This is a genomic window from Ruegeria sp. BHSC223, assembly GCF_059613025.1.
Genome location: NZ_JBXWRR010000025.1, coordinates 1 through 23,817, shown reverse-complemented (window position 1 = coordinate 23,817; position 23,817 = coordinate 1). Strand labels below are relative to the sequence as shown.

Here is a 23,817-nt window from a genome sequence, read left to right as displayed (position 1 = left end):
GAAACCGATGTCGATTGACCAAAGCACCGCCGCCAAAGTGGCCAAGCTGGCCCGGATCAAGGTGGACGAAGACGCGCTGCCGGCGCTGGCCGCCGAATTCAACACCATCCTCGGGTTCATCGAGCAGCTGAACGAGGTGGATGTCGAAGGCGTCGAGCCGATGGTCTCGGTCACGCCGATGCGGCTGAAGCGCCGCGCCGACGGGGTGACCGACGGCAACCAGCAGGCCAAGGTCCTGTCCAACGCGCCCGACGCGCGCGAGGGGTTTTTCGCGGTTCCCAAGGTGGTGGAGTAAGACATGAGCGATCTGAACACGCTGACGCTGGCCCAGGCGCGCGATGCGCTGCGCAAGGGCGAGACCACCTCGGTCGCGCTGACCGAAGCCTGCCTTGCCGCCATCGAGGGGGCAGGGGCGCTGAACGCCTTTGTCCACAAGACCCCCGAGATCGCGCTGGAGCGTGCACATGCCGCTGACGTGCGGTTGCAATCGGGCGATGCGCCCAAGATGTGCGGCCTGCCGATCGGCATCAAGGACCTGTTCTGCACCAAGGGCGTGCCGTCTCAGGCGGCCAGCCGTATCCTTGAAGGGTTCAAGCCGGAATACGAATCCACCGTCAGCCAGCAACTGGCCGATGCGGGCGCCGTCATGCTGGGCAAGCTCAACATGGACGAATTCGCCATGGGCTCGTCCAACGAGACCTCGTGCTATGGTAATGCGGTCAACCCCTGGCGGCGCGGCAATGACGACGCGGCGCTGACGCCGGGCGGCTCTTCGGGTGGCTCCGCCGCCGCCGTGGCCGCCGATCTGTGCCTGGCCGCGACCGGAACCGATACCGGCGGCTCGATCCGCCAGCCCGCCGCTTTTGTCGGCATCACCGGCATCAAGCCGACCTATGGCCGTTGCTCGCGCTGGGGCATCGTCGCCTTTGCCAGCTCGCTGGATCAGGCCGGGCCGATGACCAAGGACGTGCGCGACGCCGCCATCATGCTTGAGGCGATGTGCGGCCACGACCCCAAGGATTCGACCAGCGCCGATCTGGCGGTGCCCGATTTCGAGGCGATGCTGACCGGCGATATCCGGGGCAAGGTGATCGGCATCCCGCGCGAATACCGCATGGACGGCATGCCCGAAGAGATCGAGGCGCTGTGGCAGCAAGGCACCGAGATGCTGCGCGCCGCCGGGGCCGAGATCCGCGACATCTCGCTGCCGCATACCAAATACGCGCTGCCCACCTATTACGTGATTGCGCCCGCCGAGGCGTCGTCGAACCTCGCCCGTTATGACGGTGTGCGCTATGGCCACCGCGCCAAGCTGGCACAGGGTGACGGCATCACCGAGATGTACGAGAAAACCCGCGCCGAAGGGTTCGGACACGAGGTGCAGCGCCGGGTCATGGTCGGCACCTATGTGCTGTCGGCGGGCTTTTACGACGCCTACTACAACCGCGCCCGCAAGGTGCGCAGCCTGATCAAGAAGGACTTCGAGGATGTGTTCGCTGCCGGGGTCGATGCGATCCTGACACCCGCCACCCCCTCGGCGGCCTTTGGTCTGGGCGAGATGGCGGATGCCGATCCGGTGCAGATGTATCTCAACGACGTGTTCACCGTCACCGTGAACCTCGCTGGCCTGCCCGGCGTGTCGGTACCTGCCGGGCTTGACAAGCAGGGGCTGCCCTTGGGCCTGCAACTGATCGGCCGTCCGTGGGAGGAAGGCGATTTGCTGAATACGGCCTATGCCCTGGAACAGGCGGCGGGCTTTGTGGCCAAGCCCGGAAAATGGTGGTAAACCTGTCACCAAAGCAAAAGAGCAGGACGGCAACAATGCGCGTATTCTATCTTGTCCCCGTGATCGGGGTGCTTGCGGCCTGTGATCCGGCGATCCCGGATTCGGCGGCCGGGGTCGGTTTCAACACACCCGAATACCAGGCCCAGCGCGACGCGGTACTTCAGGGCCAGACGGTGACCGGTGATCCGCTGATCCCGCCCTCGGCGGTGTCCAGCGAAGGTTTGCCGCCCGCCGGATCCCCGACGGTCGACCCAGCCACCGCGGTCCCGGTTCAGACCACCGCCCAGACCGCAGCCTATGTACCGCAATCTGGTGACACAGCGGACGATATCGCCCGTGAAACTGCGGCGGCGCTGGCCGCCGCGAATGGCAATTCCGGCGTCGCCCCGGTCGAGGCCAGCCCCTCGAACCCGGCGCCCGCACTGGTCAGCAATCCCGGTATCTCCGACGAGCAGGATTTCCAGGCCGTTGCCAGCCGCGAGTCAATTCAAAGCGATGCCGAACGCATCGCCCAGAATCGCGCCTCGTATCAGGTGGTCGCTCCCACGGCGCTGCCTCAGCGCGACGCGGATGGGACCCCAAATGTGGTGCAATACGCGCTGTCGACCAGCCACCCCAAAGGCACCCAGGTCTATAGCCGCGCCGGGTTCAACCTCGCCGCCAAGGCCGAGCGCAATTGCGCCGCCTTCCCCTCACCTGACCAGGCCCAGATCGAGTTCCTGTCCAACGGTGGCCCGCAGCGCGACCGCAAGGGGCTGGACCCGGATGGCGATGGTTATGCCTGTGGCTGGGATCCGGCGCCGTTCCGCCGCGCGGTACAGAACTAGGGCGGCGTGACCCCGCACTGGCACCCCTCTCCCAATTTCGGTCCCCGCCGCGACGGGCTGACCCCGTCGCTGGTGGTACTGCATTATACCGCCATGGACAGCGCCGAGGCGGCGCTGGACCGGCTCTGCGATCCGGAGGCCGAGGTTTCGGCCCATTACCTGATCGGCGCCGATGGCACCCTCTGGCAGATGGTGAACGAGGCCGACCGCGCCTGGCATGCAGGCGTAGGGGAATGGCGGGGGCTGGATGACATCAATTCCCGCTCCATCGGCATCGAGCTCGACAATCGCGGTGACCACCCGTTTTCCGCGCCGCTGATGGACAGGCTGGAAATCCTGCTGGCGGATATCCTGCACCGCTGGGCGATTCCGCCCGCAGGTGTGATCGGTCACTCCGACATGGCGCCCGGGCGCAAATGCGATCCCGGCCCGCGATTCGACTGGGCCCGCCTCGCCCGGCTTGGTCTCGCCGAGAGGTCGGGAAGCGAGACATGCTCAGACGACCCCACACCCGAGCAGCTGCGCGCCGCTGCCTGTGCGGTAGGTTTCACCGCGCCTGCCGATGACGAGACGTTGCTGGCGGCCCTGCGCCTGCGCTACCGTCCCTGGGGCCGCGGACCGCTCTGCGCCGCCGATCTGGCCGCCTTGCCCCTTCATTCCGCTGAAAGTACTCCGGGGTGAATTGGCCGCAGGCCAAGAGGGGCAGCGCCCCTTTTCCGCCCGCCTCTTGACCTCTCCTCCGCCAGCGCCTAACTGCGGAACCGCGCGGAGGGCCGGATGGCCGCGTGGGGGGCGACCCCCGCGAGGAAAGTCCGGACTCCATGAAGCAGCGGTGCCGGGTAACGCCCGGGCGGGGAAACCCGACGGAAAGCGCCACAGAGAACAGTCCGCCGCGCAGGTCGCGGCAAGGGTGAAACGGTGGGGTAAGAGCCCACCGCGCCCCTGGCAACAGGGGCGGCACGGCAAGCCCCACCGGGAGCAATGCCAAATAGGACCCCCGCGCGGGACGCGTCGGTTTCGGCCGATACCTCCGCTAGGCCGCTTCAGCCGAGAGGGGTCGGGTTGGCAGCTAGAGGCGCCTGGCAACAGGCGCACCAGAGGAATGGTCATCGAAGGGGGCAACCCCGGAACAGAATCCGGCTTACAGGCCCTCCGCGCGCATTTTCCCGGGCTCGCCCTATTGACTCGGCCCACACGCCGGGTAAAAGCGCAGCCTCAGGACAGAATTCAACCGAAAGGCCCCTGCCTTTTCGGACGCAGGAGATAACCATGGCGAAGCCGACGACCATCAAGATCCGTCTGAACTCGACCGCGGGCACGGGCCACTTCTACGTGACCAAGAAGAACGCGCGTACGATGACCGAAAAAATGACCGTGCGTAAGTACGATCCGGTTGTGCGTAAGCATGTCGAGTACAAGGAAGGCAAGATCAAGTAAACTTGAGCCTTCGAAAAGCCGATGAGGGCCACTCTTTTAGGGTGGCCTTTTTCGTTTTGGCCGAATGGGGGGCTCTGGCCGCTTGCTTTTGCGACCCCGGCAAGGCTAGGCTTGCCGTGTCTGCCACCAAGCTCATGACGGTTATGAAGAAAATCCTGCTGCCCGCCCTTGCTCTGATGTCTCTGTCCGCCTGTGCCAGCCTGTGGCACCGCGAAGGGGTGGGGTTCACCGGTATCGACGGTGAGCCCAAGACCATTACCGAGAAGAGGGGGAGCGCCGATTACGTGGCGCGCCGTCTGAGCGTGCCGGCGGAACTTGCGGGCAAGCCTGTCCAGCGCCTGCAAAGCGAGAAAGGCGATATCGCCAGCCTGGCCGGGGTCGCCATCGGTGCTGGTGGCCGCAACCCGCAGACTGCGGTCGAGGTAGGGAGCGGTACCCTCGATTTGTATCTGAGCACGGTCGAAGTGAACGGAGTTCTTTTTGCGGTGCTGCGTACACCTGAGGACGGGATCGACCGGCTGGCAGAGGATGCAGGCGCCTCTTTTGCCCAATCGGTGCCACGCCTGACCGGCTGTTTGACCGGTGGCCAGGTTTTTCGTTCCGGGCAGTCGAAGCGGTCCACCGGACTTGCGGTTCCCCTCGACTGTCGCTGAAGGCGACAGCGGGGCGCAACGGAACAGCGGGGCGCAACGGAAAAGGGCGGGGAATTCCCCGCCCTTCATTCGTTCTGTCAGTTGCTGACTTATTCGCGGTTGCCGAGGAATTGCAGCAGGAACATGAACAGGTTGATGAAGTCCAGATAGAGGCTCAGCGCACCCATGATGGCAGCCTTACCCAGCCATTCCTGATCGCCGGAATGGGCCATTTGCAGATAGGTGTTCTTGATGTTCTGGGTATCATAGGCGGTCAGGCCGGCGAAAATCAGAACGCCGATCGCCGAGATCGCAAAGGCCATGGCCGAAGACGCCAAGAAGATGTTGACTACCGAGGCGACGATCAGGCCGATCAGACCCATCACCAGGAAGGTGCCCATGGCGCTCAGGTCCTTCTTGGTCGTGTAGCCGTAAAGCGACAGACCGGCAAAGGCGATGGCGGTGATCAGGAACACCTGAATGATCGACTGGCCGGTAAAGACCAGGAAGATCGAGCTGATCGACAGACCCATCACAAAGGCGAAGGTGTAGAAGATCAGCTGTGCGGCGGCGGCCGACAGGCGGTTGATGGCGGCGCTGAACCCAAAGACAAAGGCCAGCGGCGCGAACATGATCACCCATTTCAGCGGCGAGGCGTAAAGCGAATAGCCGATCTGGGTCAGGTATTTGTCGGCGCTCAGCTGGGCCACGGCCGCACTAGGATCGGTGGTCACCGCCAGACCCGAGATCGCCCAGGCCGCGGCAAAGGTGATCAGCATGCCCACGGACATGGTGCCGTAGACTTTGTTCATATGGGCGCGCAGGCCCTCGTCGATCTGGGCAGCGCGCGAACCGGCAGTAGTGGACCGGATCGTGTCGAATTGAGCCATTTGAGTCTCCCTGAAATCAAACTCGGGCCGCAAGGGCTACCCTGCGGCATTCCCGTCAAATATCGGAGAGCGAACCCGTGAATTCAAGTATTTCCGAGTCGGATTTAGGCTCAATCCACCCGAAAAAATGGCCCGCGCGGGGCGGGCCAAGGCAGGGGAAGAGCTGAAGCTGCTGTTCCGGCTTATTTCAGCCAGTGATGCGGGGCATCCCAGAACGGCCTCGCGGCCTCGGTCCGGGCCTCGGCGCGGGTGATCCCCATGTCTTCGAGCGCCCGGTCGTCGAGGTGCCGCAACTCCTGACGTTGGCGGCGCAGCGCCAGAAGGTCGTAGAATACGGCAAGCCGGGATCGGGGTGCGGGTCGGCAGGGGTGCGAGGCGGTGACAAAGGCCATGACGTGTCCTTTCTGATTTCGTGATGTGAGTTCGGGTGACAATCAATTTCCTTGATAGATATGGTGGGATGTGCTTCATTATGGAAACGAATGTTTTTGAACTCGTCCATCAAGGTTTGGAATGATACGCAATCTCGACATCACAACCCTGCGCAGTTTCGTGGCCGTGGCCGACAGTGGCGGTGTCACCCGGGCCGCAGGGTTCCTGCACCTGACCCAATCGGCGGTTTCCATGCAGATAAAGCGGCTGGAGGAACTCTTGGATCTGCAACTGCTGGACCGCAGCGGGCGCGGCATTGCGCTGACCGCCTCGGGTGAGCAACTGCTGGCCTATGCCCGCCGTATGGTGGCGATGAATGACGAGGTGATCGCACGGCTGACCGATCAGGCATTCGAGGGCGAGGTGGTGCTGGGCGTGCCGCACGATATCGTTTATCCGGCGATCCCGCGCGTGCTCCAGCAGTTCAACGCCGCTTATCCGCGGGTGCGGGTGCAACTCTTGTCCTGCTATACCTCCTGGCTGAAAGAGCAGTACGAACGTGGCGAATGCGACGTGATCCTGACCACCGAACCGGGGGGGGGCGATCATTGCGAGACGATTGCGGAACTGCCCCTGCGCTGGATCGGCGCGGCGGGGGGCTCGGCCTGGCGGCAACGGCCGCTGAAACTGGCGCTGGGACGGCGCTGTCTGTTCCGTGCCAGTGTGATCGCGGCGCTGGATGCGGCGAATATCCCCTGGGAGCTCTCGGTCGAGACCGAGAACGACCGCACCATCGAGGCGACCGTGTCGGCCGATCTCGCGGTGCATGCGATGCTGGAAGGCACTGCCGCGCCGCATCTGGCGCAGATCGAGTCCGATGCGCTGCCGGTGCTGCCCTCGCACAAGATCAATCTTTACGGCGGCAAGGACGGCAAGGGACAGATCGTCGATGCCCTGGTGGACCTGGTTCGCCAGAACTTTGCCAAGATGGGTAACGGCCATCTGCGCGCGGTGAGCTGAGCGAGCGCTGCCAAGCGGTGCGCCTGCGGCGCAAGACGATATCTCGTCGTCGTGCCTCCTCCTCGGCGCGTGTCGCACCGCGACATGCCACCGCCAAGACAGTGTATGTGGCGGCGGTAGACGCCTCCGGCGGGAGTATTTGCGACCAGAAAGAAGCGGCTGTCAGGGGGTGATGACGACCTTGCCGGTGGCGGTTCGGCTGCGCAGAAGCTCCAGCCCTTCGGCGGCGCGTTCGAGGGGCAGGACATGGCTGACATGCGGGTGCAGGCGCCCCTGCTGGTACCAGTCGAGCAGGGTCTGGAAACTGTCGCGGATCACCTCGGGGCGGAACTTCAGATAACCGCCGATGTAGAACCCGATCACGGTGAGATTCTTGACCAGCAGGTGATTGGCGGGGATTTGCGGCACCTCGCCGCCGGCAAAGCCGATGGGCAGCAGCCGCGCCTCGGGATTGGCGGCGCGGAAAGCGGCCTTGAAAACATCTCCCCCGATTGCGTCATAGACGACATCGACGCCGCCCAGGTCCAGCAGGCGGGCGCGCAGATCCTCATCGGCGTCGATCAGGATATCGGCTCCGGACTGGCGGGCGATCTCGAGCTTGTCTGCGCCACGGGCCTGCGCGATCACCCGCGCACCCATGAGTTTGCCGATCTCGACCGCAGTCAGGCCAACGCCGCCGGCGGCACCGGTGACCAGCAGCGTCTCGCCCGGTTGCAGGCGGGCGCGGTGATCGAGCGCCATATGGCTGGTGCCATAGGCAATCTGGAAGGCGGCGGCGTGTTCGAAACTCATGGCGTCAGGCAGGGGCAGGGCACGGTCCGCGTCGAAGACACCCTGTTCGGCAAGCCCACCCTGACCGGTGTAAAGGGCGATTCGGTCTCCGATTTTCAAATGCGAAACACCGGCGCCGAGGGCGTTGACTGTGCCTGCAACCTCCATCCCAAGTGTGAAAGGCGCGGTCGGTGTGTCCTGGTAAGTGCCCTTCTGCATCAGCAGGTCCGCGAAGTTCAGGCCACAAGCACGAATGTCGATCCGAACCTGGCCTGGGCCTGGTTCGGCTACCTGCTGATTGATCAGTTGCGCTGGGCTGCCGGCTCTTAGCACGGAGAATGAGCGCATCGGTTTTTCCTCTTGATTTACCGCCATAAAGACCGAGCTGGTGTGCTGAGTCAAACTGTGGCTCGGACGGCGAACATTGACTGCGTCACAGCGGCTCCTCTTTTGTCCTTGCAGTACCTTTCTGGGGTTGTATCGGTGGATTTCCGCCGCAACTTATGGTGCAGTTGAGCTGCACAGGATTCAACCAACTTGAATTCAATTGCGATTTTCGGCATATTCATAGGCGGTGCGGTTCGGGTCGCTCAACGATATTAGGGAATACTTAATTGGCCGTGTCAGATGGTTGGGGCAGGCCGCGCCCTTTATGCCGATGCCCGGGCGGTTGTCAGTGTAACAGAGGAGAATTCGCATGACCCATCCTGTAGACGTTCACGTGGGGAAGCGTGTACGGCACCGTCGCTGGCTGATTGGTATGACTCAGCAACAGCTGGCCGAACAGGTCGGTATTAAGTTTCAGCAGATCCAGAAATACGAAACTGGAGCAAATCGCGTGAGCGCGTCCCGCCTTTGGGATATCGCAGAGGCACTCGACGTTCCCGTGAGCTTTTTCTTCGAAGGACTTGAAGAATCGGAGAAGGTTGCTGCCGAGAAATCGAGCGTACCCGCAGACCTGATGGGGGACAAGGAAGCGCTGGATCTGGTGAGGTCCTACTATGCCATTCCCGAAAATCAGCGTCGCCGCCTGTTCGAATTGGCACGCGTGCTGAGCGACGTGGCCTGATCCGAGCCTGCATATTGCAAATTGGTCTGACGGGTGGCAATGCATCGGCATGAAACCTGCTGACTATACCGATCTAGAGATCGCCGAAAAACTGGCCGATGCCGCCCGCGCGGCGATTCTTCCTTATTTCAGACGGCTGGATCTTGGGGCCGAAAACAAGCTTGACAGCGGCTTTGACCCGGTGACCGAGGCCGACCGAGCCGCTGAAATGGCAATGCGCGAAATCCTCGCTGAGCTGCGTCCCCAGGACGGTATTCATGGCGAGGAGTTTGATGAGGTTGAGGGGCGTTCTGGTCGCGTTTGGGTATTGGATCCAATCGACGGCACCCGGGGCTTTATCTCGGGCACACCGACATGGGGTGTGTTGATTGCCTTGTCGGATACCCATGGCCCTTTCCTTGGCGTGGTGGACCAGCCTTACATCGGCGAGCGCTTTGTCGGTACATCCGAGGGCGCATATGTGACTGGACCGCTTGGGCTGCAGGTACTGGCAACGCGGAAGGATACTGATCTGTCCGATGCGGTCCTCTTTACCACCTTCCCAGAACTTGGCAGTGCTGAGGAAGAGGCGGCATTCCGTGCCGTGTCGAGCCGGGTCAAGCTGACCCGCTATGGAATGGATTGCTATGCCTACGCCCTGCTGGCAGCGGGGCTGGTCGATCTGGTGATCGAAGCTGGGTTGAAGGCAGTCGACATCCAGGCGCCCATCGCGTTGATCGAAGCGGCGGGCGGCATCGTTACAGATTGGACAGGCGGCCCCGCGCATGGGGGTGGGCGCGCCTTGGCGGCAGCCAATCCGCAAATACACAGCGCGGCGCTGGAACTCCTTCGTGGGGTGTGACCGCCTTGCAACCTGCCTCGGCTGGGCGTAACCTCTATTCAGCCGGTTCTTGAGCCCGTTTTCCGCCGGCCTGACACACTTCCTATGAAGCGGGCCCGACAGGGGAAGTGTGCACCATGACCGAACATCTGATTCGAAATGCCGATACCATTCTGACCATGGATGCGGACCGCAGTGAGCTGGTCGGCGCTGATATCCTGATCCGTGACGGGATCGTGGTCGCGATTGGCCCGAACCTCGCAACGATGGGCGAGGTGCATGAGGCGCGCGGCTGCGTGGTCACGCCGGGCCTCGTGAATACCCACCACCATCTGTATCAGAGCCTCACACGCGCCGTGCCGGGCGGGCAGGACGCGCTGCTGTTTGGCTGGCTCAAGACGCTCTATCCGATCTGGGCGCGCTTCGGCCCCGAGGAAATGTTCGTTTCGGCCCAGATCGGGCTGGCCGAGCTGGCGCTTTCAGGCTGCACGCTCAGTTCCGATCACCTCTACCTTTACCCCAATGGCGCGCGGCTGGACGATACCATCGCCGCCGCGGCCGAGCTGGGCCTGCGCTTTCACCCCACAAGGGGTGCCATGAGCATCGGCGAAAGCGCGGGCGGCCTGCCGCCCGATAGGCTGGTCGAGGGCGAGGCCGCGATCCTGGACGACATGATCCGGGTGGTCGATGCCTTTCACGATGCGGGCGAGGGCAGCATGTGCCGCGTGGGTCTTGCCCCCTGTTCGCCCTTTTCGGTCAGCCGCGACCTGATGCGCGACGCCGCCCTGCTGGCGCGGGACAAGGGCGTGATGCTGCACACCCATCTGGCCGAAAATGACGAGGACATCGCCTATAGCCTGGCGCAATTCGGTTGCCGCCCCGGCCAATATGCCGAGGATCTGGGCTGGACCGGGCCGGATGTCTGGCACGCTCATTGCGTCAAGCTCGACGGGCGAGAGATCGACCTTTTCGCTCGCACGCGTACCGGCGTCGCTCATTGCCCCTGTTCCAACTGTCGGCTGGGCAGCGGCATCGCCCAGGTCCGTGCGATGCGCGACGCGGGTGTTCCGGTGGGGCTGGGGGTCGATGGCTCGGCCAGCAACGACAGCGGCAACCTGATGGGTGAGGCGCGGCAGGTGATGCTGCTGCAACGGGTGGCGCGCGGCGCCGATGCCATGTCTGCCCGCGAGGCGCTCGAGATCGCCACCCGCGGCGGCGCCGATGTGCTGGGCCGCCCCGATTGCGGCCGGCTGGAGCTGGGCAAACGCGCCGATATCGCGGTCTGGGATGTCTCGGGCATCGACAGTGCCGGCAGCTGGGACCCCGCCGCGCTGCTGCTGGCCGGGCCGACCCAGGTCAGGCACCTGTTTGTCGAAGGCCGCCAGATCGTGCGCGACGGTCAGATCACCACTATCGACCTGCCGCGCATGGTCGAACGGCAAAACCGCCTTGCCCGCGCGCTGATGGGCTGAACTTCTTCATTTCGCAAAAAATACTCCCGCCGGAGGCAAAGATTTTTCGTCGAAAAATCTTTCGCCCGCCGAGAGGGCGGTCAGACCCGCCTGCCGCCGATCCAGACCTCGGCGATGGCACGGTCGTCGCCCATCATGATGGTCGGGAACAGCGCTTCCCACAGGTCGTCCGCCACGGCGCTGCGCTGGGCGATGGCGGGGGTCGAGGCGAGGTCTAGCACCACCAGATCGGCCTCCATCCCCGCCGCGATATTGCCGATCTGGTGATCCATCCGCAGCGCCCGGGCCGAGCCCTGGGTGGCCAGCCAGATCAGTTGCGCAGCATGGAGCGGCACGCCGCGCAACTGGCCGATCTCATAGGCCGCCGCCATGGTGCGCAGCATCGAAAAGCTGGACCCGCCACCGGTATCGGTGGCCAGCCCGATCCGCTGTCCGTCGGCCATCAGCCCGGCCATGTCGAAAAGGCCCGAGCCGATGAACGTGTTCGAGGTCGGGCAATGGATCAGCCCGGCGCCATGTTCGCGCAGCCGGTCACGCTCGCGTTTTTCCAGGTGGATGGCATGGCCATAGAGCCCGCGCCCCCCCAGAAGCCCGTGTTGCTCGTACGTGTCCAGATAGTCGCGCGCCTCGGGGTAGAGGCCCTTGACCCATTCTATTTCGTCGGTCTGCTCGCTCAGATGGGTCTGCATCAGGCAGTCGGGGTGCTCGGCCCAGAGTGCACCCATCGCGTCGAGCTGTTCCGGTGTGGAAGTGGGCGAAAACCGGGGCGTGATCGCATAGGAGATCCGGTCGACCCCGTGCCACTTCTGCAACAGAGCCTTGGACTGGTCATAGGCGCTTTGTGCCGTGTCGCGCAGGAATTCGGGCGCGTTGCGGTCCATGCAGGTCTTGCCCGCGACCACCCTCTGCCCGCGCGCCTGCGCCTCGGTAAAGAAGGCCTCCACGCTCTCGGGATGGATGGTGCAGAAACTGCACATGGTGGTGGTGCCATGCGCCGCCGTCAGGTCCAGATAGCGCGCGGCGATCTCGGAGGCATAGGCCGGATCGGCGAACTTGTGCTCCTCGGGAAAGGTATAGGTGTTCAGCCAGTCGATCAGGCGCTTGCCCCAACTCGCGATCATCGCGGTCTGGGGATAATGCACATGCGCATCCACGAATCCGGCCAGGACGACACGCGACCCGTGGTCGATCTCACGCGCCCCCGGTGCCGCTCTGCGCATCGCCTCCAGTGTGCCGAAGGACGCGATATGCGAGCCGTCGATCAGAACCGCCTCGTCAACCCGCACCGCATCCGCGGGCGTGTCTTCGAACGGGGAGCGGGCAAAGGACAGGACTTGTCCCCTGAGGATCGTCTTGCCGGTCATGGTCCGCATCTCCTTCGCTCGGTACAAAACGGACGCTACCCTAGAACATTCGCGCCGCGGCGGTAAATTGTGGCATTGTCATTGTTTTCTGATAGCTGCTTCTTCAAATTTGCTGCCAATTGGCATAGGGCGTAGCCATGACACCAGGTATCGACACACCCGATCTTGAAAAGCCCCGTGAAGAGGATGCTTATGAGATCGACCTCGATCTCGTGGCCGAGATTCTCGATGCGGTCGAAGAAGAAAATCGAGATCGCCTGATCGAGTTGATGGAGCCGCTGCATGCGGCTGACATCGCCGACCTGCTCGAGCAGATCAATAGCTTCGATCGGGCTCAGCTGATCCGGCTCTACGACCGCGAGTTCGATGGCGAGATCCTGTCGGAACTCGACGAGGGCATCCGCGAAGAAGTGGTTCGCCTGCTCAACCCCGATGTTCTGGCCGAGGCAGTGCGTGAGCTTGACAGCGACGATGTGGTCGACCTGCTCGAAGACCTCGAAGAAAGCGACCATGAAACCATCCTCGACGCGCTCGAGGATGCCGACCGGGTCGCGGTTGAACAGGCGCTGGCCTATCCCGAGGGCTCTGCCGGGCGTCTGATGCAGCGCGAGGTGGTGATGGCCCCCGAACATTGGTCGGTAGGCGAGGTCATCGACTTCATGCGGGGTTCGGACGACTTGCCAGACCAGTTCTATCACGTGGTCCTGGTCGACCCGCGCCTGCACCCGGTGGGCAATGTGACGCTGGGCCGGATCATGTCGGCCCGGCGCGAGGTGCCGCTGAGCACGTTGGCCGAAGAGACCTTCCAGATCATCCCCGCCGATCAGGACGAAGAGGATGTGGCCTATGCGTTCAACCAGTATCACCTGATCTCGGCCCCGGTGGTGGATGCCGAGGGGCGGTTGGTAGGGGTGATCACCATCGATGACGCCATGATCGTGCTGGACGAAGAGCACGAAGAGGACATCCTGCGCCTGGCCGGTGTCGGCGAAAGCAGCCTGTCGGATACCGTGCTGGAAACCACCAGACAGCGCCTGCCCTGGCTGGCGGTGAACCTGGCGACAGCCATCCTGGCCTCGCTGGTGATCTCGATCTTCGAAAGCACGATCGCCAACGTGGTGGCGCTGGCGGTGCTGATGCCGATCGTCGCCTCGATGGGTGGCAATGCCGGCACCCAGAGCCTGACGGTGGCGGTGCGCGCGCTGGCCACCCGTGACCTGACCGGGTCCAACCTGGGCCGGGTGCTGCGGCGCGAGGTTTTGGTGGGGCTGGTCAATGGCGCGGTCTTTGCGGTGGTAATGGGGATCGTGGGCCATGTCTGGTTCGGCCTGCCACTGCTGGGCCCGGTGATCGCTGCCGCAATGGTGGTCAATCTGGTCGTGGCCGGGCTTGCCGGGGCCGGGATTCCGGTGCTTCTTGAAAAGGTCGGGATCGACCCGGCGCTGGCCTCGGGCACCTTCGTGACCACGGTGACGGATGTTGTCGGGTTCTTTGCCTTTCTGGGGCTGGCTTCCGTCTTTCTGCTCTAGGAGGGGTCATGGACGACCTGACCGCGATCAAGGCCACCGCGCGCAAGGCTGCCTTTGCCCGCCGCAAGGTGGCATTCGATACCCGACCGGCGGGGGCGGCCGGACGCCTGTCCGAGGTTCTGGCCGGCTATCGCGGCGTGCCTCTGTCGGGCTATATGCCGATCCGGACCGAGATCGATCCGCTGCCCGCCATGGCCGAGGCGGCGGCCCACGGTCCCGTGGGCGTTCCTGTCATTCAGGGCGCGGGCCTGCCCCTGCGCTTCTCCCGCTGGGATCCGGACGGTCTGCTGCGCGAGGGCCCGTTTGGCGCCATGGTGCCCGAAACGGATGACTGGATGGAGCCCGAAATCCTGATCGTGCCACTGGTCGCCTTTGACGCTCGGGGTGGGCGGCTGGGTTACGGCGGCGGCTTTTATGACCGTACGCTTGAGGGGCTGCGCGCCAAACGCGCCACGCTCGCCATCGGTTTCGCCTTCGACGCGCAAGAGGCCGAGGCGCTGCCGCTGGAACCCACAGACCAGCCGCTCGACATGGTGGTTACCGAAAGCCGGGTTCTGAGTTTCTGATCTTTTGCGAGGCTCTGCCTCGCGCTTCGGAGTATTTCGGACCAGAAAGAAGCCCGGTCCGCGCCGCTCTTCATTTCGCTGCAAATACTCCGGGGGAGACGCCGCAGGCGTCGGGGGCAGCGCCCCCTGCATTTTCCGGCTTGCCCTGAACCGCACCGCCTCATAGGACCGGGGACATGAAGATACTTTTTCTTGGCGATGTGATGGGCCGCGCGGGTCGCAAGGCCGTGTGCGAACACCTGCCGCGATTGCGGGCAGAGTGGAAGCTGGATTTCGTGGTGGTCAATGGCGAGAACGCCTCGAATGGCATGGGCTTGTCGGGCGAGCATGCCAAGGCGCTGCTGGATGCGGGCGCCGATTGCCTGACGCTGGGCGATCATGCCTTCGACCAGAAGGACATGCTGCAATATATCGAGACCGAACCGCGCATCATACGGCCGATCAACTATGCCAAGGGCGCGCCGGGGCGCGGTCATCGGCTGTTCACCGCGCCGGGCGGGTGCAAGGTGCTGGTGGCGCAGGTGCTGGGCCAGGTGTTCATGAAACGCCCCTATGACGATCCGTTCTCGGCCATCGAGCCGGTGCTGAAATCGCATCCGCGCGGCGGTCTGGCTGATGCGGTGATCGTCGACATGCATTGCGAGGCGACCTCGGAAAAGATGGCGATGGGCCATTATTGCGACGGGCGCGCCAGTCTGGTGGTGGGCACCCACACCCATGTGCCGACGGCTGATGCTATGGTGATGCCCGGTGGCACCGCCTATCTGAGCGATGCGGGCATGTGCGGCGATTATCATTCGGTGATCGGCATGGACAAGGCCGAACCTATGCGCCGGTTCATCACCGGTATGGCGAAGTCTCGGTTCACCCCGGCGCTGGGCGAGGCGACGGTCTCGGGTGTCTATGTCGAGACCGCACCGCAAGGGGGCGCCGCCACCCGCATCGCCATGGTCCGCGTCGGCGGGCAGTTGCAGCAATCGAGCCCGTGATCGTCCATCCACGGGGGTGTACGCGCGGGCTTGCCCAAGGCTTGCCGATACGGGAAGATGCCAGACGGCACTGTCGCCAGGCGCATTCGGGCAAGACTGACAAGAGATGCAATTCCTCCACCTGACCGATACCGCCGGCGCGCTGGTCACGCTGGCCATCGTGCTGACGATGTTCTTGCTGTTCCTGCGCGAGAGCTATCCGACCGAGGTCGTGGCCATTCTGGGGGTCTCGGCGATGCTGGTCACCGGCGTTCTGCCCTATGACGCGGCGCTGCCGGTGCTGGCCAACCCGGCCCCATGGACCATCGCGGCCATGTTCATCATCATGGGGGCGCTGGTCAGGACCGGCGCGTTGGATGCCTTTACCTCGATCGCACAGCGGCAGGCGCAGACCAATGCGCGCTTTGCCATCGGCATGTTGATGGCATTCGTGGTGATCGCCTCGGCCTTCGTGTCGAACACGCCGGTCGTGGTGGTGATGATCCCGGTCTTCGTGCAGATCGCGCGCACCCTGAATGTGGCGGCGTCGAAACTGCTCATTCCGCTCAGCTATGCGGCGATCCTGGGGGGCACGCTGACGCTGATCGGAACCTCGACCAACCTGCTGGTCGACGGGGTCGCGCGCGCCCAGGGCATGGCGGCGTTCAGCATCTTCGAAGTGACGCCGCTGGGCATCGCGGTGGTGGCCTGGGGCATGATCTATCTGCGTTTCGTCGCCCCCCGCCTGCTGCCCGAACGTGACAGCATGGCGACCCTGCTCAGCGACCGGTCGAAGATGAAGTTCTTTACCGAGGCGGTGATTCCGCCCGAAAGCAACCTGATCGGGCGCGAGGTGACCGGAGTGCAGCTGTTCAAGCGGCCTGGCGTGCGGCTCATTGACGTGATCCGGGGCGACCTGTCGCTGCGCCGCAACCTCAAGGGGGTCGAGTTGCAGGTGGGCGACCGGGTGGTGCTGCGCACCCAGATGACCGAACTTCTGAGCCTGCAACGCAACAAGGAGCTGAAGCGGGTCGATCAGGTTTCGGCGGTCGAGACATCAACGGTCGAGGTGCTGATCACCCCCGGCTGCCGCATGGTCGGCCGTTCACTGGGCGATCTGCGCTTGCGGCGGCGCTACGGGGTCTATGTGCTTGCCGTACATCGGCGCAACCAGAATATCGGCCGCCAATTGGATCAGCTGGTGGTGAAGGTCGGCGATACGCTGCTTTTGGAGGGGGCACCCGCCGATATTCAACGGCTGGCCGCCGATATGGAGATGGTCGATGTCTCGCACCCGTCGGTGCGGGCCTATCGGCGCGGCCATGCGCCCATCGCCGTTGCGGCGCTGGTGGGGATCGTGGCGCTGGCCGGTTTCGGGGTGGCACCGATTCTCATGTTGTCGGTGCTGGCCGTGGCTCTGGTGCTGGGCAGTCGTTGCATCGATGCGGATGAGGCGTTCTCTTTTGTCGATGGGCGGCTCTTGGCGCTGATCTTTGCCATGCTGGCCATTGGTGCCGCCTTGGAAAGCTCGGGCGCGGTGCGGCTGATTGTCGAGGCGATTGCGCCTGGGTTGAGCAGCCTGCCGCCGTTCCTGGTGATCTGGGCGATCTATCTGTTGACCTCGGTGCTGACAGAGCTGGTGTCGAACAATGCGGTGGCGGTGGTGGTGACCCCGATCGCCATCGGTCTTGCCCAGGCGATGGGGATCGACCCGCGCCCGTTGGTGGTGGCGGTTATGATCGCGGCCTCGGCCTCGTTTGCGACGCCCATTGGCTATCAGACCAACATGCTGGTCTATGGGCCGGGGGGCTACCGGTTCACCGATTTCATGCGGGTGGGCATTCCGCTGAACCTGACGATGGGGGTGTTGGTCTCAGCGTTGATCCCTCTGTTCTGGCCGTTGTAAGGGCCGCGGTGGCGGACCGGGGCGCTGCCCCGGACCCCGAGGTATTTTCAAACAGAAGAATGGCTGGTTGACAGCAGGGTCGGGGAGCTGTTGCCTTGGGGGATATTGGGGCATTTTGAAAGGTACGTGTAATGAGATCTGCTTTGGGTATCGCCGCGCTCTGCGCCGCTGGTGCGGTCGAGGCGGGGACGGTTTCGGGAAGCGCCGGTTATCGGGAGCGGATCGCATTGCCGCCCGGCGCGGTCTTGCAGGTGGAACTGCGCGATATCTCGCGCCAAGACGTGGCGGCACCGTTATTGTCGGCGCGGCGCTATGCGATGACGGGCGTGCCGATGGCGTTTGCGCTGGAATACGACGACGCGCTGATCGACCCGGCGATGCGCTATGCGGTCTCGGCCAGGATATTGCAGAATGAACGGCTGCTTTTCGTCACCGACACGGTGGTTCCGGTGTTGACCGGAGAGGCGGGGGATCGGGTTGACCTGATGTTGGTTCGGGTCGCCGAAGACTCCCCGGGGCTGGTGGGCCGCACCTGGTCACTGCGCGAGATCGGTGGGGCGCCGTTCGAGGGGCCGGGCACGCCCGGGATCGCTTTCGAAGCCAGCGGGCGGTTCTTTGGCCGGGGCGGTTGCAACAGCTTTCAGGGTGAGGCCGAGATCGAGGCGGGGCGGATCAGATTTCCCGACAATATCGGCATGACCATGATGGCCTGTTCCCAAGAGGCCGAGGCGCTGGACAGGCGCTTTCTTGAGGCGCTGACGCAGGTGACGGGATATGTGCTGGAGGGCGATGCGCTGAGCCTGAACGATGCAGCTGGCAATTCGGTTCTGGGTTTTGTCGCCCTGCCGTGACCGCTTGGCCTTGGTCGCGCGCTGCGGTTAAGGTGGCGCGCAGAGGGAGGCCGCATGACAAAGCAGGATATTCGCGTCGCGCTGACAGTTGTTGCGCTGGTCCTGGGGGTGGGCTGGGCCATTGGGTATGGGATCGGGCTGATGACGCGCCCGGCCTCGGTGGTGCCCGAGAACCCGCCAATCGAGACGCTGAAATCCCCCGCGCGCAAGGCGCCGCGCGGCGGGGCGGTGAGCGGAGGCATGCGCTATCCCGATTATGAAGATCTGTATGTCAATGACTATGCCGACCTGCTGGACCCCGCCGCCGAGGAGCGGGTGCGCGACAGGCTGATCGCGCTTTATGACCACAGCGGCGTCGAGATGACGGTGCTGACCATCGACAATATGGGCATGTACGGTCACGGCGGCGCCATCGAACCGTTTGCCACCGGCCTGTTCAACAGCTGGGGCATCGGTAGCGCCGAGCGCAACGATGGCGTCCTGGTGCTGATCGCGCGTTATGACCGCAAGATGCGGATCGAGATCGGTGCGGGCTATGACCGCTCCTGGGATAGCCGGATGCAACGGGTGATCGACGTTGGTTTTCTGCCCTATTTCCGCCGCGACGCGTATCCGCAGGGGATCGAGGCCGGGGTGGATGAGACCATTCGCGAACTGACCGGCGCCTATCCCGGTGACTGGGACATGGGCACCGCGCAGCGCGGCTGGAGCTGGCTGGCCCGCGCGGTGGACCGGGTGGGAGAATGGGTATTGTCGCTCTTGCTGGTGCCGCTGGGCGGCGTCGCGCTGTGGGGCAGGCGCTATCTGCGCAACCGGGACAGGCCCTGCGTCCAATGCCGCACGCCGATGCTGCGGGCGGGCGAAGAGGCGGATGACGAACATCTCGATGGCGGTCAGCGGCTGGAGGAATACCTGAAATCGGTCGATTACGATGTCTGGCACTGCCCGGATTGCGGCCATATCGACATCCACCGCTTCAAGAGCTGGTTTTCCGGCTATGGTGCCTGCCCGCAATGCAACTATCGCACCTTGTCCACCACCTCGACCGTGCTGAGTGCTGCGACCAAGAGCCGGTCCGGTCGCAAGCGCGTCGACTATGATTGTGCCCATTGCGGCCATCACGACAGCGAGATCCGCACCATTCCCAAGATCAGCGACAGCAATAGCAGCGGCTCGGGGCGGTCATCCTTTGGCGGCGGCTCGTCCTCGGGCGGGGGCGCCTCGGGCAGCTGGTAGGCGCTCTGGTCTCACCCCGGTGGCTCTGCTAACAGGGGCAGGAGTTTCAGCGTTGCAAAGGGCAGGACCATGGGTATCACACGCATTCATACCGGTGAGCGGATGAGCAAGATCGTCAAGCATAACGGCGTCGCCTATCTGTGCGGCCAGGTCGGCAGCGGCGATAGCGTGGCCGAGCAGACCCGCGATTGTCTGGCGCGCGTCGACGCGCTGCTGGCCGAGGCCGGGTCGGACAACACCCGCATCCTTCAGGCCATCGTCTGGCTGGCCGACATGGCCGATTTCGCCGAGATGAACGCGGTTTGGGATGCCTGGGTGCCCGCGGGTCACGCGCCTGCGCGCGCCTGCGGCGAGGCGCGTCTGGCGCGCGATACGCTCAAGGTCGAGATCATCGTGACCGCCGCCTGCGGCTGAGGCGCTCAGATCAGGTAGCGCTGTTTGCGGGTCTGGCTGGGCCCTTCGCCGAACCGGGCGGCATATTGGGCCGAGAACCGGCCCAGATGGCTGAACCCGGCCGCCCCCGCGATCGAGGCGATGGTGACCTGCGGCGGGCTTTCGCGCAGCAGATAGCGGGCATAGTTCAGCCGCAGCACCCTCAGATAGGCCAGCGGCGTCATCTCGAGCAGCTGGCTGAACCCCAGTTGCAGGTTGCGCGGAGAGGTGCCGGCGGCGGTGGCGATCTGGCTCAGGGTCAGCGGCTCGGCCAGATGTGCCTGCATGAAATCGCGTGCCCGGCGCACATGCGGGGACAGGGGCCCGGTTTCGGGCCGCTCCAGCAGCGGCGCGATGGACGAGGGCTGCGCCCTCAGGAACCCCGCGATCAATTCGTCCTCGACCAGGGCGCGGCTGAGCGCCTGTTCGGGATCGAGCAGCGCGCCATGATCCACCGCCGACACCGCCCGCCGGAACAGCGTAAGCCAGCGCTGCATCTCGGGGCGGGCACGGTCGATCTGCGGGTCGAACCGTACGGGGGATTGCAAGGCGGTGCCGGTCAGGGTTTCCGCGACGGCGGTCAGCCTGTTGCGGTCGATCTGTAGCAGCACCTGTTCGCAGCCGCCCAGCCAGCGCATCCGCGTATGGCGGTCGGGGTTCAGAACCGAGGCGGCGGCGCTGCCGCTCTCGACCTCGGTCCTGCCGTTACGGATCAGGGCCTGTCCCCGGATCGGCACCTGGATCAGGTAAAAGGATCCCAGCTCTCCGGGTTCGATTTCCACATCGGCGCCATAGCGGATATAGTTGTAGAAGAGCCCGTTGCCGCCCGCCCGATGCTGGCAGGCGTCAAAGGCATCCTCGCGCGCCTGCCGCTCCAGCCGGTGACCGCAGAAATTGCGTGCGACCAGTGCCCGCGCCTCGTCCAGATCCGGTGTTCGGAACTGGCGAAACCGCGACAGGGGGGTGGTATCGGGCTTGCTCTGCATGGGTTCAGCATGGCGCCCCTTGCCCCGATCACAAAGCAATTCCTGCACGTGGCGGCAAAGATGCGGCGAAAATTTCGCTTTTCGGATATTCGCGCCGCCCGCCCGTTTCTACGCTTGCGGGATAATAACCCAACAGGAGGAGGGAACAAAATGCAGATGGAAGCGGGAATCACCGCCACCGATGCCGGTCTCGAGGGGCTGGTCTGGAACGTGGTCGGACAGGTCTATACCCCGAAGCTGCACAGCGACAACGTGTTCATGTGGCATGCCGAAGTGCCGGCGGACACCTTTGTGCCGCCGCATGTGCACCCGACGCAGGATGAATGGATCCTGGTGCTGAGCGGCACTCTCGAGGTGGATTTCGGGTTCGAGACCGGTAACGTGACCGCCAACAAGGCAGGCCCCGGCGACATGGTCCGGATGCCCAAGGGGGTGGCGCATGCGGTGTTCAACCGCTCGGGTGCAGGTGCGACCTGTGTCTTTGGCGTGGCGCCCTCGCGCAAGCTGTTCGATCTGTTCAAGGCGCTTGATGGCGTCACCGACCCGGCCGAACTGGTGCGTATCTCGGCCCTGCACGAGGTCGATTTCCTGCCGCCCCCGGACGCCCAGTAAGGCGAGGGACATATCATGGTAAAACGCAAGAACGTCGCCGTCATCGGCGGCGGGGTGTCGGGTCTTGCCGCGGCAAAGGCCTTTGACGAGCGCGGGCACCGGGTCACCGGGTTCGAACGCAGCCACGATTTCGGCGGCGTGTGGGAGCTGTCGCGCTCGTACCCCGACGTGCAGACGCAAAGCCCCAAGGATCTGTATTGCTACACCGATCTGCCGATGCCCGACGACTATCCCGAATGGCCCAAGGGGCCGCAGGTGCATGCCTATCTGCATTCCTATGCCGACAAGCACAATCTGCCGCGGCTGTTTCAGCTCAACACAAATATCCTGTCGATGGATCGGCGCGCCGACGGGCAACCCGGCTGGACCCTGACGATCGAGGCGGCAGGCCGCGTGCGCAAGGAAGATTTCGATTTCGTGGCTATCTGCACCGGCCAGTTTTCCGACAAGAACATCCTGACCCATCCCGGGCAGGAGGCCTTTGTTGCCGGCGGCGGCGAGGTGATCCACTCGTCGGAATATACCGACAGCGCAATGGCGCGCGGCAAACATGTGGTGGTGCTGGGCGGTTCGAAATCGGCCACCGACATCGTGGTGAACGCGGCCCGCAACGGCGCGAAATCGGTCACCATGGTCTATCGCGAGAATGTCTGGCGGGTGCCTTATTTCGTGGGCGGCATCAACTTCAAGCGGCTGCTCTACATGCGCGCTCAGGAACAGCAGTTCAACCAATGGGGCAAATCCCCGTTGCAACGGGTGATCGCCGCGCTGCTGAAGCCACTGGTCTGGGCCAATTTCCGGGGGCTCGAAACCCTGCTCAAGGCGCAACTGGGCCTGAAGAAATGGAACATGGTGCCCGACACCCCGATCGAGAAGGAGGCCTCGTGCTCTCTGCCGATCGTGACGCCGGGCCTGTTCGAAAGCTTCCGGGACGGAACCGTCAAGCCGATCCAGGGCACCTATGACCGTTACGAGGATGGCCATGTGGTGCTGACCACCGGCGACCGGGTGCCCTGTGACCTCTCGGTGTTGGCGGTGGGCTGGAAATTGGGCATTCCCTATCTGGCGCAGGATTACCGCGACAAGCTGATCGAGGCGGATGGCCAGTACCGGGTGTACCGCCTGGCGGTGAACCCGGACCTGCCCGATATGGGCTTTGTCGGCTTCAACTCGTCCTTTTGCACCATCCTGTCGGCCGAGATGATCGCCAACTGGCTGGTCCGCTTTGCCGATGGGCAATTGGCCCACCAGCCGAGCGCGAAGGAGATGAACGCCAATATCGAGATGATGCTGAACTGGAGACGCAAGGAACGCCCCGCCGCCCAGGTCTATGGCGGGCTGTGCTCTGCGCCGTTCCACTTCAAGCATTTCGACGAATTGCTGGCCGATATGGGGGCAGGGGTGCGCAAGCGCGCCAACCCGCTGGCCGAGCAATTCTCTTATCCCGATGCGCGGGCCTATGGTCGCTTCCTGGCCTCGACCCCGCAGTATCAGGCGGGCTGAAAGCCTTGCGCGGGCGGTGAGAGGCCGCCCGCGGAAAATCGTGTCTTACACTTTCCGAAACACGCATGTTAGCCTGCGCGAAACGAAACAGGAGACACGCAAGATGGTTTTGACGGTCAAGGACATGATGGCGGCGGCAAATGCGGCGGTGCCGCGTATCGACGGCGCCCGCGCCCAGCAACTGGTGGCCGAGGGCGCGCTGCTGCTCGACCTGCGCGACACGCCCGAGCTGGAACGCGCAGGCCGTGCCAGCGGGGCCCATCACATCCCGCGCGGCATGCTGGAATTCCGCGCTGATCCGGACACGCCGTTTCACGACCCGGAACTGCGCAAGGATCGGGTGATCGTGTTGCATTGCGCCTCGGGCGGGCGCGCGGCGCTGGCGGGTAAACTGCTCAAGGACATGGGTTATGACGAGGTCTACAATCTCGGCGGTCTTGCGGACTGGACCGGCGAGCGGATCGAACCGGTCGATCCCGGCATGTGATCCAGGTCAAAGCCCAACACATTCCGATAATTTAATATCATGGTCGGACGCGCAGCCATATCAGGAGGTCCGGCCATGATGCGCCTTGCTTCGATTCTTTACAGTCTGATCTCGACCGCGCTGGCGGGCACTGCGGTGATTGCGGTGCTCACGGCGGGCTTGGTTTCACTCAAGGCAATTCTGGCGGCGGCGGTGACAGGTTTTATCGTCGCGGCGCCAGTCAGTTGGATTTTGGCGCGGCGGCTCTACGAAGAAGAAGCCTAGAGTCCTGCCGGTCGGCC

26 protein-coding genes and 1 other RNA gene are annotated in these 23,817 nt (G+C 64.0%); 22 read left to right on the top strand and 5 right to left on the bottom strand.

Annotation, left to right across the window (positions count from 1 at the left end):
- Positions 1-7: 7 nt before the first annotated feature.
- The 7 genes from gatC (at position 8) to AC2FNY_RS20115 (ending at position 4,703) form a co-directional block, all read left to right on the top strand.
- Complete coding sequence (gene gatC, locus AC2FNY_RS20145; RefSeq protein ID WP_234139717.1) at positions 8-295, top strand: Asp-tRNA(Asn)/Glu-tRNA(Gln) amidotransferase subunit GatC; 288 nt, start codon at positions 8-10, stop codon at positions 293-295.
- A 3-nt stretch (positions 296-298) separates the two neighbouring features.
- On the top strand, positions 299-1,786 hold the full coding sequence (gene gatA, locus AC2FNY_RS20140; protein WP_496803554.1) for an Asp-tRNA(Asn)/Glu-tRNA(Gln) amidotransferase subunit GatA: 1,488 nt from the start codon (positions 299-301) through the stop codon (positions 1,784-1,786).
- Between the two features lie 35 nt (positions 1,787-1,821).
- On the top strand, positions 1,822-2,613 hold the full coding sequence (locus AC2FNY_RS20135; RefSeq protein WP_234144759.1) for a hypothetical protein: 792 nt from the start codon (positions 1,822-1,824) through the stop codon (positions 2,611-2,613).
- Between the two features lie 6 nt (positions 2,614-2,619).
- Positions 2,620-3,294, top strand: coding sequence for an N-acetylmuramoyl-L-alanine amidase (locus tag AC2FNY_RS20130; RefSeq protein WP_496803553.1), 675 nt, complete (start codon positions 2,620-2,622; stop codon positions 3,292-3,294).
- A gap of 84 nt (positions 3,295-3,378) precedes the next feature.
- Positions 3,379-3,773: RNase P RNA component class A (gene rnpB, locus AC2FNY_RS20125), an RNA gene on the top strand.
- Between the two features lie 109 nt (positions 3,774-3,882).
- The gene (rpmG, locus tag AC2FNY_RS20120) at positions 3,883-4,050 is read left to right on the top strand and encodes a 50S ribosomal protein L33 (protein WP_007799108.1); all 168 of its coding nucleotides are present in this window, start codon (positions 3,883-3,885) and stop codon (positions 4,048-4,050) included.
- Between the two features lie 116 nt (positions 4,051-4,166).
- Positions 4,167-4,703 (top strand): hypothetical protein, encoded by a 537-nt coding sequence (locus AC2FNY_RS20115; RefSeq protein WP_496803552.1) that lies wholly within the window; start codon positions 4,167-4,169, stop codon positions 4,701-4,703.
- Positions 4,704-4,792: 89 nt separating this feature from the next.
- Here AC2FNY_RS20115 and AC2FNY_RS20110 read toward each other — a convergent pair whose 3' ends face one another.
- Positions 4,793-5,572 carry a Bax inhibitor-1/YccA family protein gene (locus AC2FNY_RS20110; RefSeq protein ID WP_234177748.1) on the bottom strand — a complete coding sequence of 260 codons (780 nt, stop codon included), beginning with the start codon at positions 5,570-5,572 and terminating at the stop codon, positions 4,793-4,795.
- A 182-nt stretch (positions 5,573-5,754) separates the two neighbouring features.
- Entirely contained in the window at positions 5,755-5,964 is a 210-nt protein-coding gene (locus AC2FNY_RS20105; protein ID WP_234139723.1) for a DUF1127 domain-containing protein, read from the bottom strand.
- A gap of 121 nt (positions 5,965-6,085) precedes the next feature.
- On the opposite strand from AC2FNY_RS20105, the gene AC2FNY_RS20100 reads away from it, so the two are divergent.
- Entirely contained in the window at positions 6,086-6,964 is an 879-nt protein-coding gene (locus AC2FNY_RS20100) for a LysR family transcriptional regulator (RefSeq protein ID WP_234139724.1), read from the top strand.
- Positions 6,965-7,126: 162 nt separating this feature from the next.
- On the opposite strand, the gene AC2FNY_RS20095 is transcribed toward AC2FNY_RS20100, so the two are convergent.
- Positions 7,127-8,083 carry an NADPH:quinone oxidoreductase family protein gene (locus AC2FNY_RS20095; protein ID WP_234177746.1) on the bottom strand — a complete coding sequence of 319 codons (957 nt, stop codon included), beginning with the start codon at positions 8,081-8,083 and terminating at the stop codon, positions 7,127-7,129.
- Positions 8,084-8,432: 349 nt separating this feature from the next.
- On the opposite strand from AC2FNY_RS20095, the gene AC2FNY_RS20090 reads away from it, so the two are divergent.
- From AC2FNY_RS20090 to AC2FNY_RS20080, 3 genes are all read left to right on the top strand, one after another.
- The gene (locus AC2FNY_RS20090) at positions 8,433-8,804 is read left to right on the top strand and encodes a helix-turn-helix domain-containing protein (protein ID WP_234139726.1); all 372 of its coding nucleotides are present in this window, start codon (positions 8,433-8,435) and stop codon (positions 8,802-8,804) included.
- Positions 8,805-8,853: 49 nt separating this feature from the next.
- Positions 8,854-9,645, top strand: a complete 792-nt coding sequence (hisN, locus tag AC2FNY_RS20085; RefSeq protein ID WP_234139727.1) for a histidinol-phosphatase — start codon at positions 8,854-8,856, stop codon at positions 9,643-9,645.
- 116 nt (positions 9,646-9,761) lie between these two features.
- Positions 9,762-11,096: an 8-oxoguanine deaminase gene (locus AC2FNY_RS20080; RefSeq protein WP_496803551.1), complete on the top strand. Its 1,335-nt coding sequence runs from the start codon at positions 9,762-9,764 to the stop codon at positions 11,094-11,096.
- An 80-nt stretch (positions 11,097-11,176) separates the two neighbouring features.
- On the opposite strand, the gene guaD is transcribed toward AC2FNY_RS20080, so the two are convergent.
- Positions 11,177-12,460, bottom strand: coding sequence for a guanine deaminase (guaD, locus tag AC2FNY_RS20075; protein WP_496803550.1), 1,284 nt, complete (start codon positions 12,458-12,460; stop codon positions 11,177-11,179).
- Positions 12,461-12,597: 137 nt separating this feature from the next.
- On the opposite strand from guaD, the gene mgtE reads away from it, so the two are divergent.
- From mgtE to AC2FNY_RS20040, 7 genes are all read left to right on the top strand, one after another.
- On the top strand, positions 12,598-13,989 hold the full coding sequence (gene mgtE, locus AC2FNY_RS20070) for a magnesium transporter (protein ID WP_234139730.1): 1,392 nt from the start codon (positions 12,598-12,600) through the stop codon (positions 13,987-13,989).
- 8 nt (positions 13,990-13,997) lie between these two features.
- Complete coding sequence (locus tag AC2FNY_RS20065) at positions 13,998-14,555, top strand: 5-formyltetrahydrofolate cyclo-ligase (protein WP_234139731.1); 558 nt, start codon at positions 13,998-14,000, stop codon at positions 14,553-14,555.
- A gap of 176 nt (positions 14,556-14,731) precedes the next feature.
- Entirely contained in the window at positions 14,732-15,544 is an 813-nt protein-coding gene (locus tag AC2FNY_RS20060; protein WP_496803549.1) for a TIGR00282 family metallophosphoesterase, read from the top strand.
- A 106-nt stretch (positions 15,545-15,650) separates the two neighbouring features.
- Positions 15,651-17,429 (top strand): SLC13 family permease, encoded by a 1,779-nt coding sequence (locus AC2FNY_RS20055; RefSeq protein ID WP_234165976.1) that lies wholly within the window; start codon positions 15,651-15,653, stop codon positions 17,427-17,429.
- Between the two features lie 131 nt (positions 17,430-17,560).
- On the top strand, positions 17,561-18,280 hold the full coding sequence (locus AC2FNY_RS20050; protein ID WP_496803548.1) for a YbaY family lipoprotein: 720 nt from the start codon (positions 17,561-17,563) through the stop codon (positions 18,278-18,280).
- A 54-nt stretch (positions 18,281-18,334) separates the two neighbouring features.
- A complete protein-coding gene (locus AC2FNY_RS20045; RefSeq protein WP_496803547.1) occupies positions 18,335-19,516 on the top strand; it encodes a TPM domain-containing protein in 1,182 nt (393 codons plus the stop codon).
- A gap of 69 nt (positions 19,517-19,585) precedes the next feature.
- Positions 19,586-19,930, top strand: a complete 345-nt coding sequence (locus AC2FNY_RS20040) for a RidA family protein (RefSeq protein WP_496803546.1) — start codon at positions 19,586-19,588, stop codon at positions 19,928-19,930.
- Between the two features lie 5 nt (positions 19,931-19,935).
- Here AC2FNY_RS20040 and AC2FNY_RS20035 read toward each other — a convergent pair whose 3' ends face one another.
- Complete coding sequence (locus AC2FNY_RS20035; RefSeq protein WP_496803545.1) at positions 19,936-20,934, bottom strand: AraC-like ligand-binding domain-containing protein; 999 nt, start codon at positions 20,932-20,934, stop codon at positions 19,936-19,938.
- A gap of 150 nt (positions 20,935-21,084) precedes the next feature.
- On the opposite strand from AC2FNY_RS20035, the gene AC2FNY_RS20030 reads away from it, so the two are divergent.
- The 4 genes from AC2FNY_RS20030 to AC2FNY_RS20015 all read left to right on the top strand — a co-directional run bounded on the left by AC2FNY_RS20030 (position 21,085) and on the right by AC2FNY_RS20015 (position 23,800).
- Entirely contained in the window at positions 21,085-21,546 is a 462-nt protein-coding gene (locus AC2FNY_RS20030) for a cupin domain-containing protein (RefSeq protein ID WP_496803544.1), read from the top strand.
- A gap of 15 nt (positions 21,547-21,561) precedes the next feature.
- Positions 21,562-23,049, top strand: coding sequence for a flavin-containing monooxygenase (locus AC2FNY_RS20025; RefSeq protein WP_496803543.1), 1,488 nt, complete (start codon positions 21,562-21,564; stop codon positions 23,047-23,049).
- A gap of 103 nt (positions 23,050-23,152) precedes the next feature.
- A complete protein-coding gene (locus AC2FNY_RS20020; RefSeq protein ID WP_234139740.1) occupies positions 23,153-23,536 on the top strand; it encodes a rhodanese-like domain-containing protein in 384 nt (127 codons plus the stop codon).
- 75 nt (positions 23,537-23,611) lie between these two features.
- Complete coding sequence (locus tag AC2FNY_RS20015) at positions 23,612-23,800, top strand: hypothetical protein (protein ID WP_234139741.1); 189 nt, start codon at positions 23,612-23,614, stop codon at positions 23,798-23,800.
- The last annotated feature ends 17 nt before the right edge of the window (positions 23,801-23,817 follow it).

Excerpts from the sequence above, each read along its gene's own strand:
- AC2FNY_RS20110 (WP_234177748.1), bottom strand. The coding sequence starts at position 5,572 with ATGGCTCAATTCGACACGATCCGGTCCACTACTGCCGGTTCGCGCGCT.
- AC2FNY_RS20060 (WP_496803549.1), top strand. The coding sequence starts at position 14,732 with ATGAAGATACTTTTTCTTGGCGATGTGATGGGCCGCGCGGGTCGCAAG.
- AC2FNY_RS20035 (WP_496803545.1), bottom strand. The coding sequence starts at position 20,934 with ATGCAGAGCAAGCCCGATACCACCCCCCTGTCGCGGTTTCGCCAGTTC.
- AC2FNY_RS20030 (WP_496803544.1), top strand. The coding sequence starts at position 21,085 with ATGCAGATGGAAGCGGGAATCACCGCCACCGATGCCGGTCTCGAGGGG.
- rpmG (WP_007799108.1), top strand. The coding sequence starts at position 3,883 with ATGGCGAAGCCGACGACCATCAAGATCCGTCTGAACTCGACCGCGGGC.
- AC2FNY_RS20080 (WP_496803551.1), top strand. The coding sequence starts at position 9,762 with ATGACCGAACATCTGATTCGAAATGCCGATACCATTCTGACCATGGAT.
- AC2FNY_RS20100 (WP_234139724.1), top strand. The coding sequence starts at position 6,086 with ATGATACGCAATCTCGACATCACAACCCTGCGCAGTTTCGTGGCCGTG.
- AC2FNY_RS20105 (WP_234139723.1), bottom strand. The coding sequence starts at position 5,964 with ATGGCCTTTGTCACCGCCTCGCACCCCTGCCGACCCGCACCCCGATCC.
- gatA (WP_496803554.1), top strand. The coding sequence starts at position 299 with ATGAGCGATCTGAACACGCTGACGCTGGCCCAGGCGCGCGATGCGCTG.
- gatC (WP_234139717.1), top strand. The coding sequence starts at position 8 with ATGTCGATTGACCAAAGCACCGCCGCCAAAGTGGCCAAGCTGGCCCGG.
- AC2FNY_RS20015 (WP_234139741.1), top strand. The coding sequence starts at position 23,612 with ATGATGCGCCTTGCTTCGATTCTTTACAGTCTGATCTCGACCGCGCTG.
- AC2FNY_RS20020 (WP_234139740.1), top strand. The coding sequence starts at position 23,153 with ATGGTTTTGACGGTCAAGGACATGATGGCGGCGGCAAATGCGGCGGTG.
- AC2FNY_RS20045 (WP_496803547.1), top strand. The coding sequence starts at position 18,335 with ATGACAAAGCAGGATATTCGCGTCGCGCTGACAGTTGTTGCGCTGGTC.
- AC2FNY_RS20090 (WP_234139726.1), top strand. The coding sequence starts at position 8,433 with ATGACCCATCCTGTAGACGTTCACGTGGGGAAGCGTGTACGGCACCGT.
- AC2FNY_RS20135 (WP_234144759.1), top strand. The coding sequence starts at position 1,822 with ATGCGCGTATTCTATCTTGTCCCCGTGATCGGGGTGCTTGCGGCCTGT.
- AC2FNY_RS20050 (WP_496803548.1), top strand. The coding sequence starts at position 17,561 with ATGAGATCTGCTTTGGGTATCGCCGCGCTCTGCGCCGCTGGTGCGGTC.
- AC2FNY_RS20025 (WP_496803543.1), top strand. The coding sequence starts at position 21,562 with ATGGTAAAACGCAAGAACGTCGCCGTCATCGGCGGCGGGGTGTCGGGT.
- AC2FNY_RS20040 (WP_496803546.1), top strand. The coding sequence starts at position 19,586 with ATGGGTATCACACGCATTCATACCGGTGAGCGGATGAGCAAGATCGTC.
- AC2FNY_RS20055 (WP_234165976.1), top strand. The coding sequence starts at position 15,651 with ATGCAATTCCTCCACCTGACCGATACCGCCGGCGCGCTGGTCACGCTG.
- guaD (WP_496803550.1), bottom strand. The coding sequence starts at position 12,460 with ATGACCGGCAAGACGATCCTCAGGGGACAAGTCCTGTCCTTTGCCCGC.
- mgtE (WP_234139730.1), top strand. The coding sequence starts at position 12,598 with ATGACACCAGGTATCGACACACCCGATCTTGAAAAGCCCCGTGAAGAG.
- AC2FNY_RS20065 (WP_234139731.1), top strand. The coding sequence starts at position 13,998 with ATGGACGACCTGACCGCGATCAAGGCCACCGCGCGCAAGGCTGCCTTT.
- AC2FNY_RS20095 (WP_234177746.1), bottom strand. The coding sequence starts at position 8,083 with ATGCGCTCATTCTCCGTGCTAAGAGCCGGCAGCCCAGCGCAACTGATC.
- hisN (WP_234139727.1), top strand. The coding sequence starts at position 8,854 with ATGAAACCTGCTGACTATACCGATCTAGAGATCGCCGAAAAACTGGCC.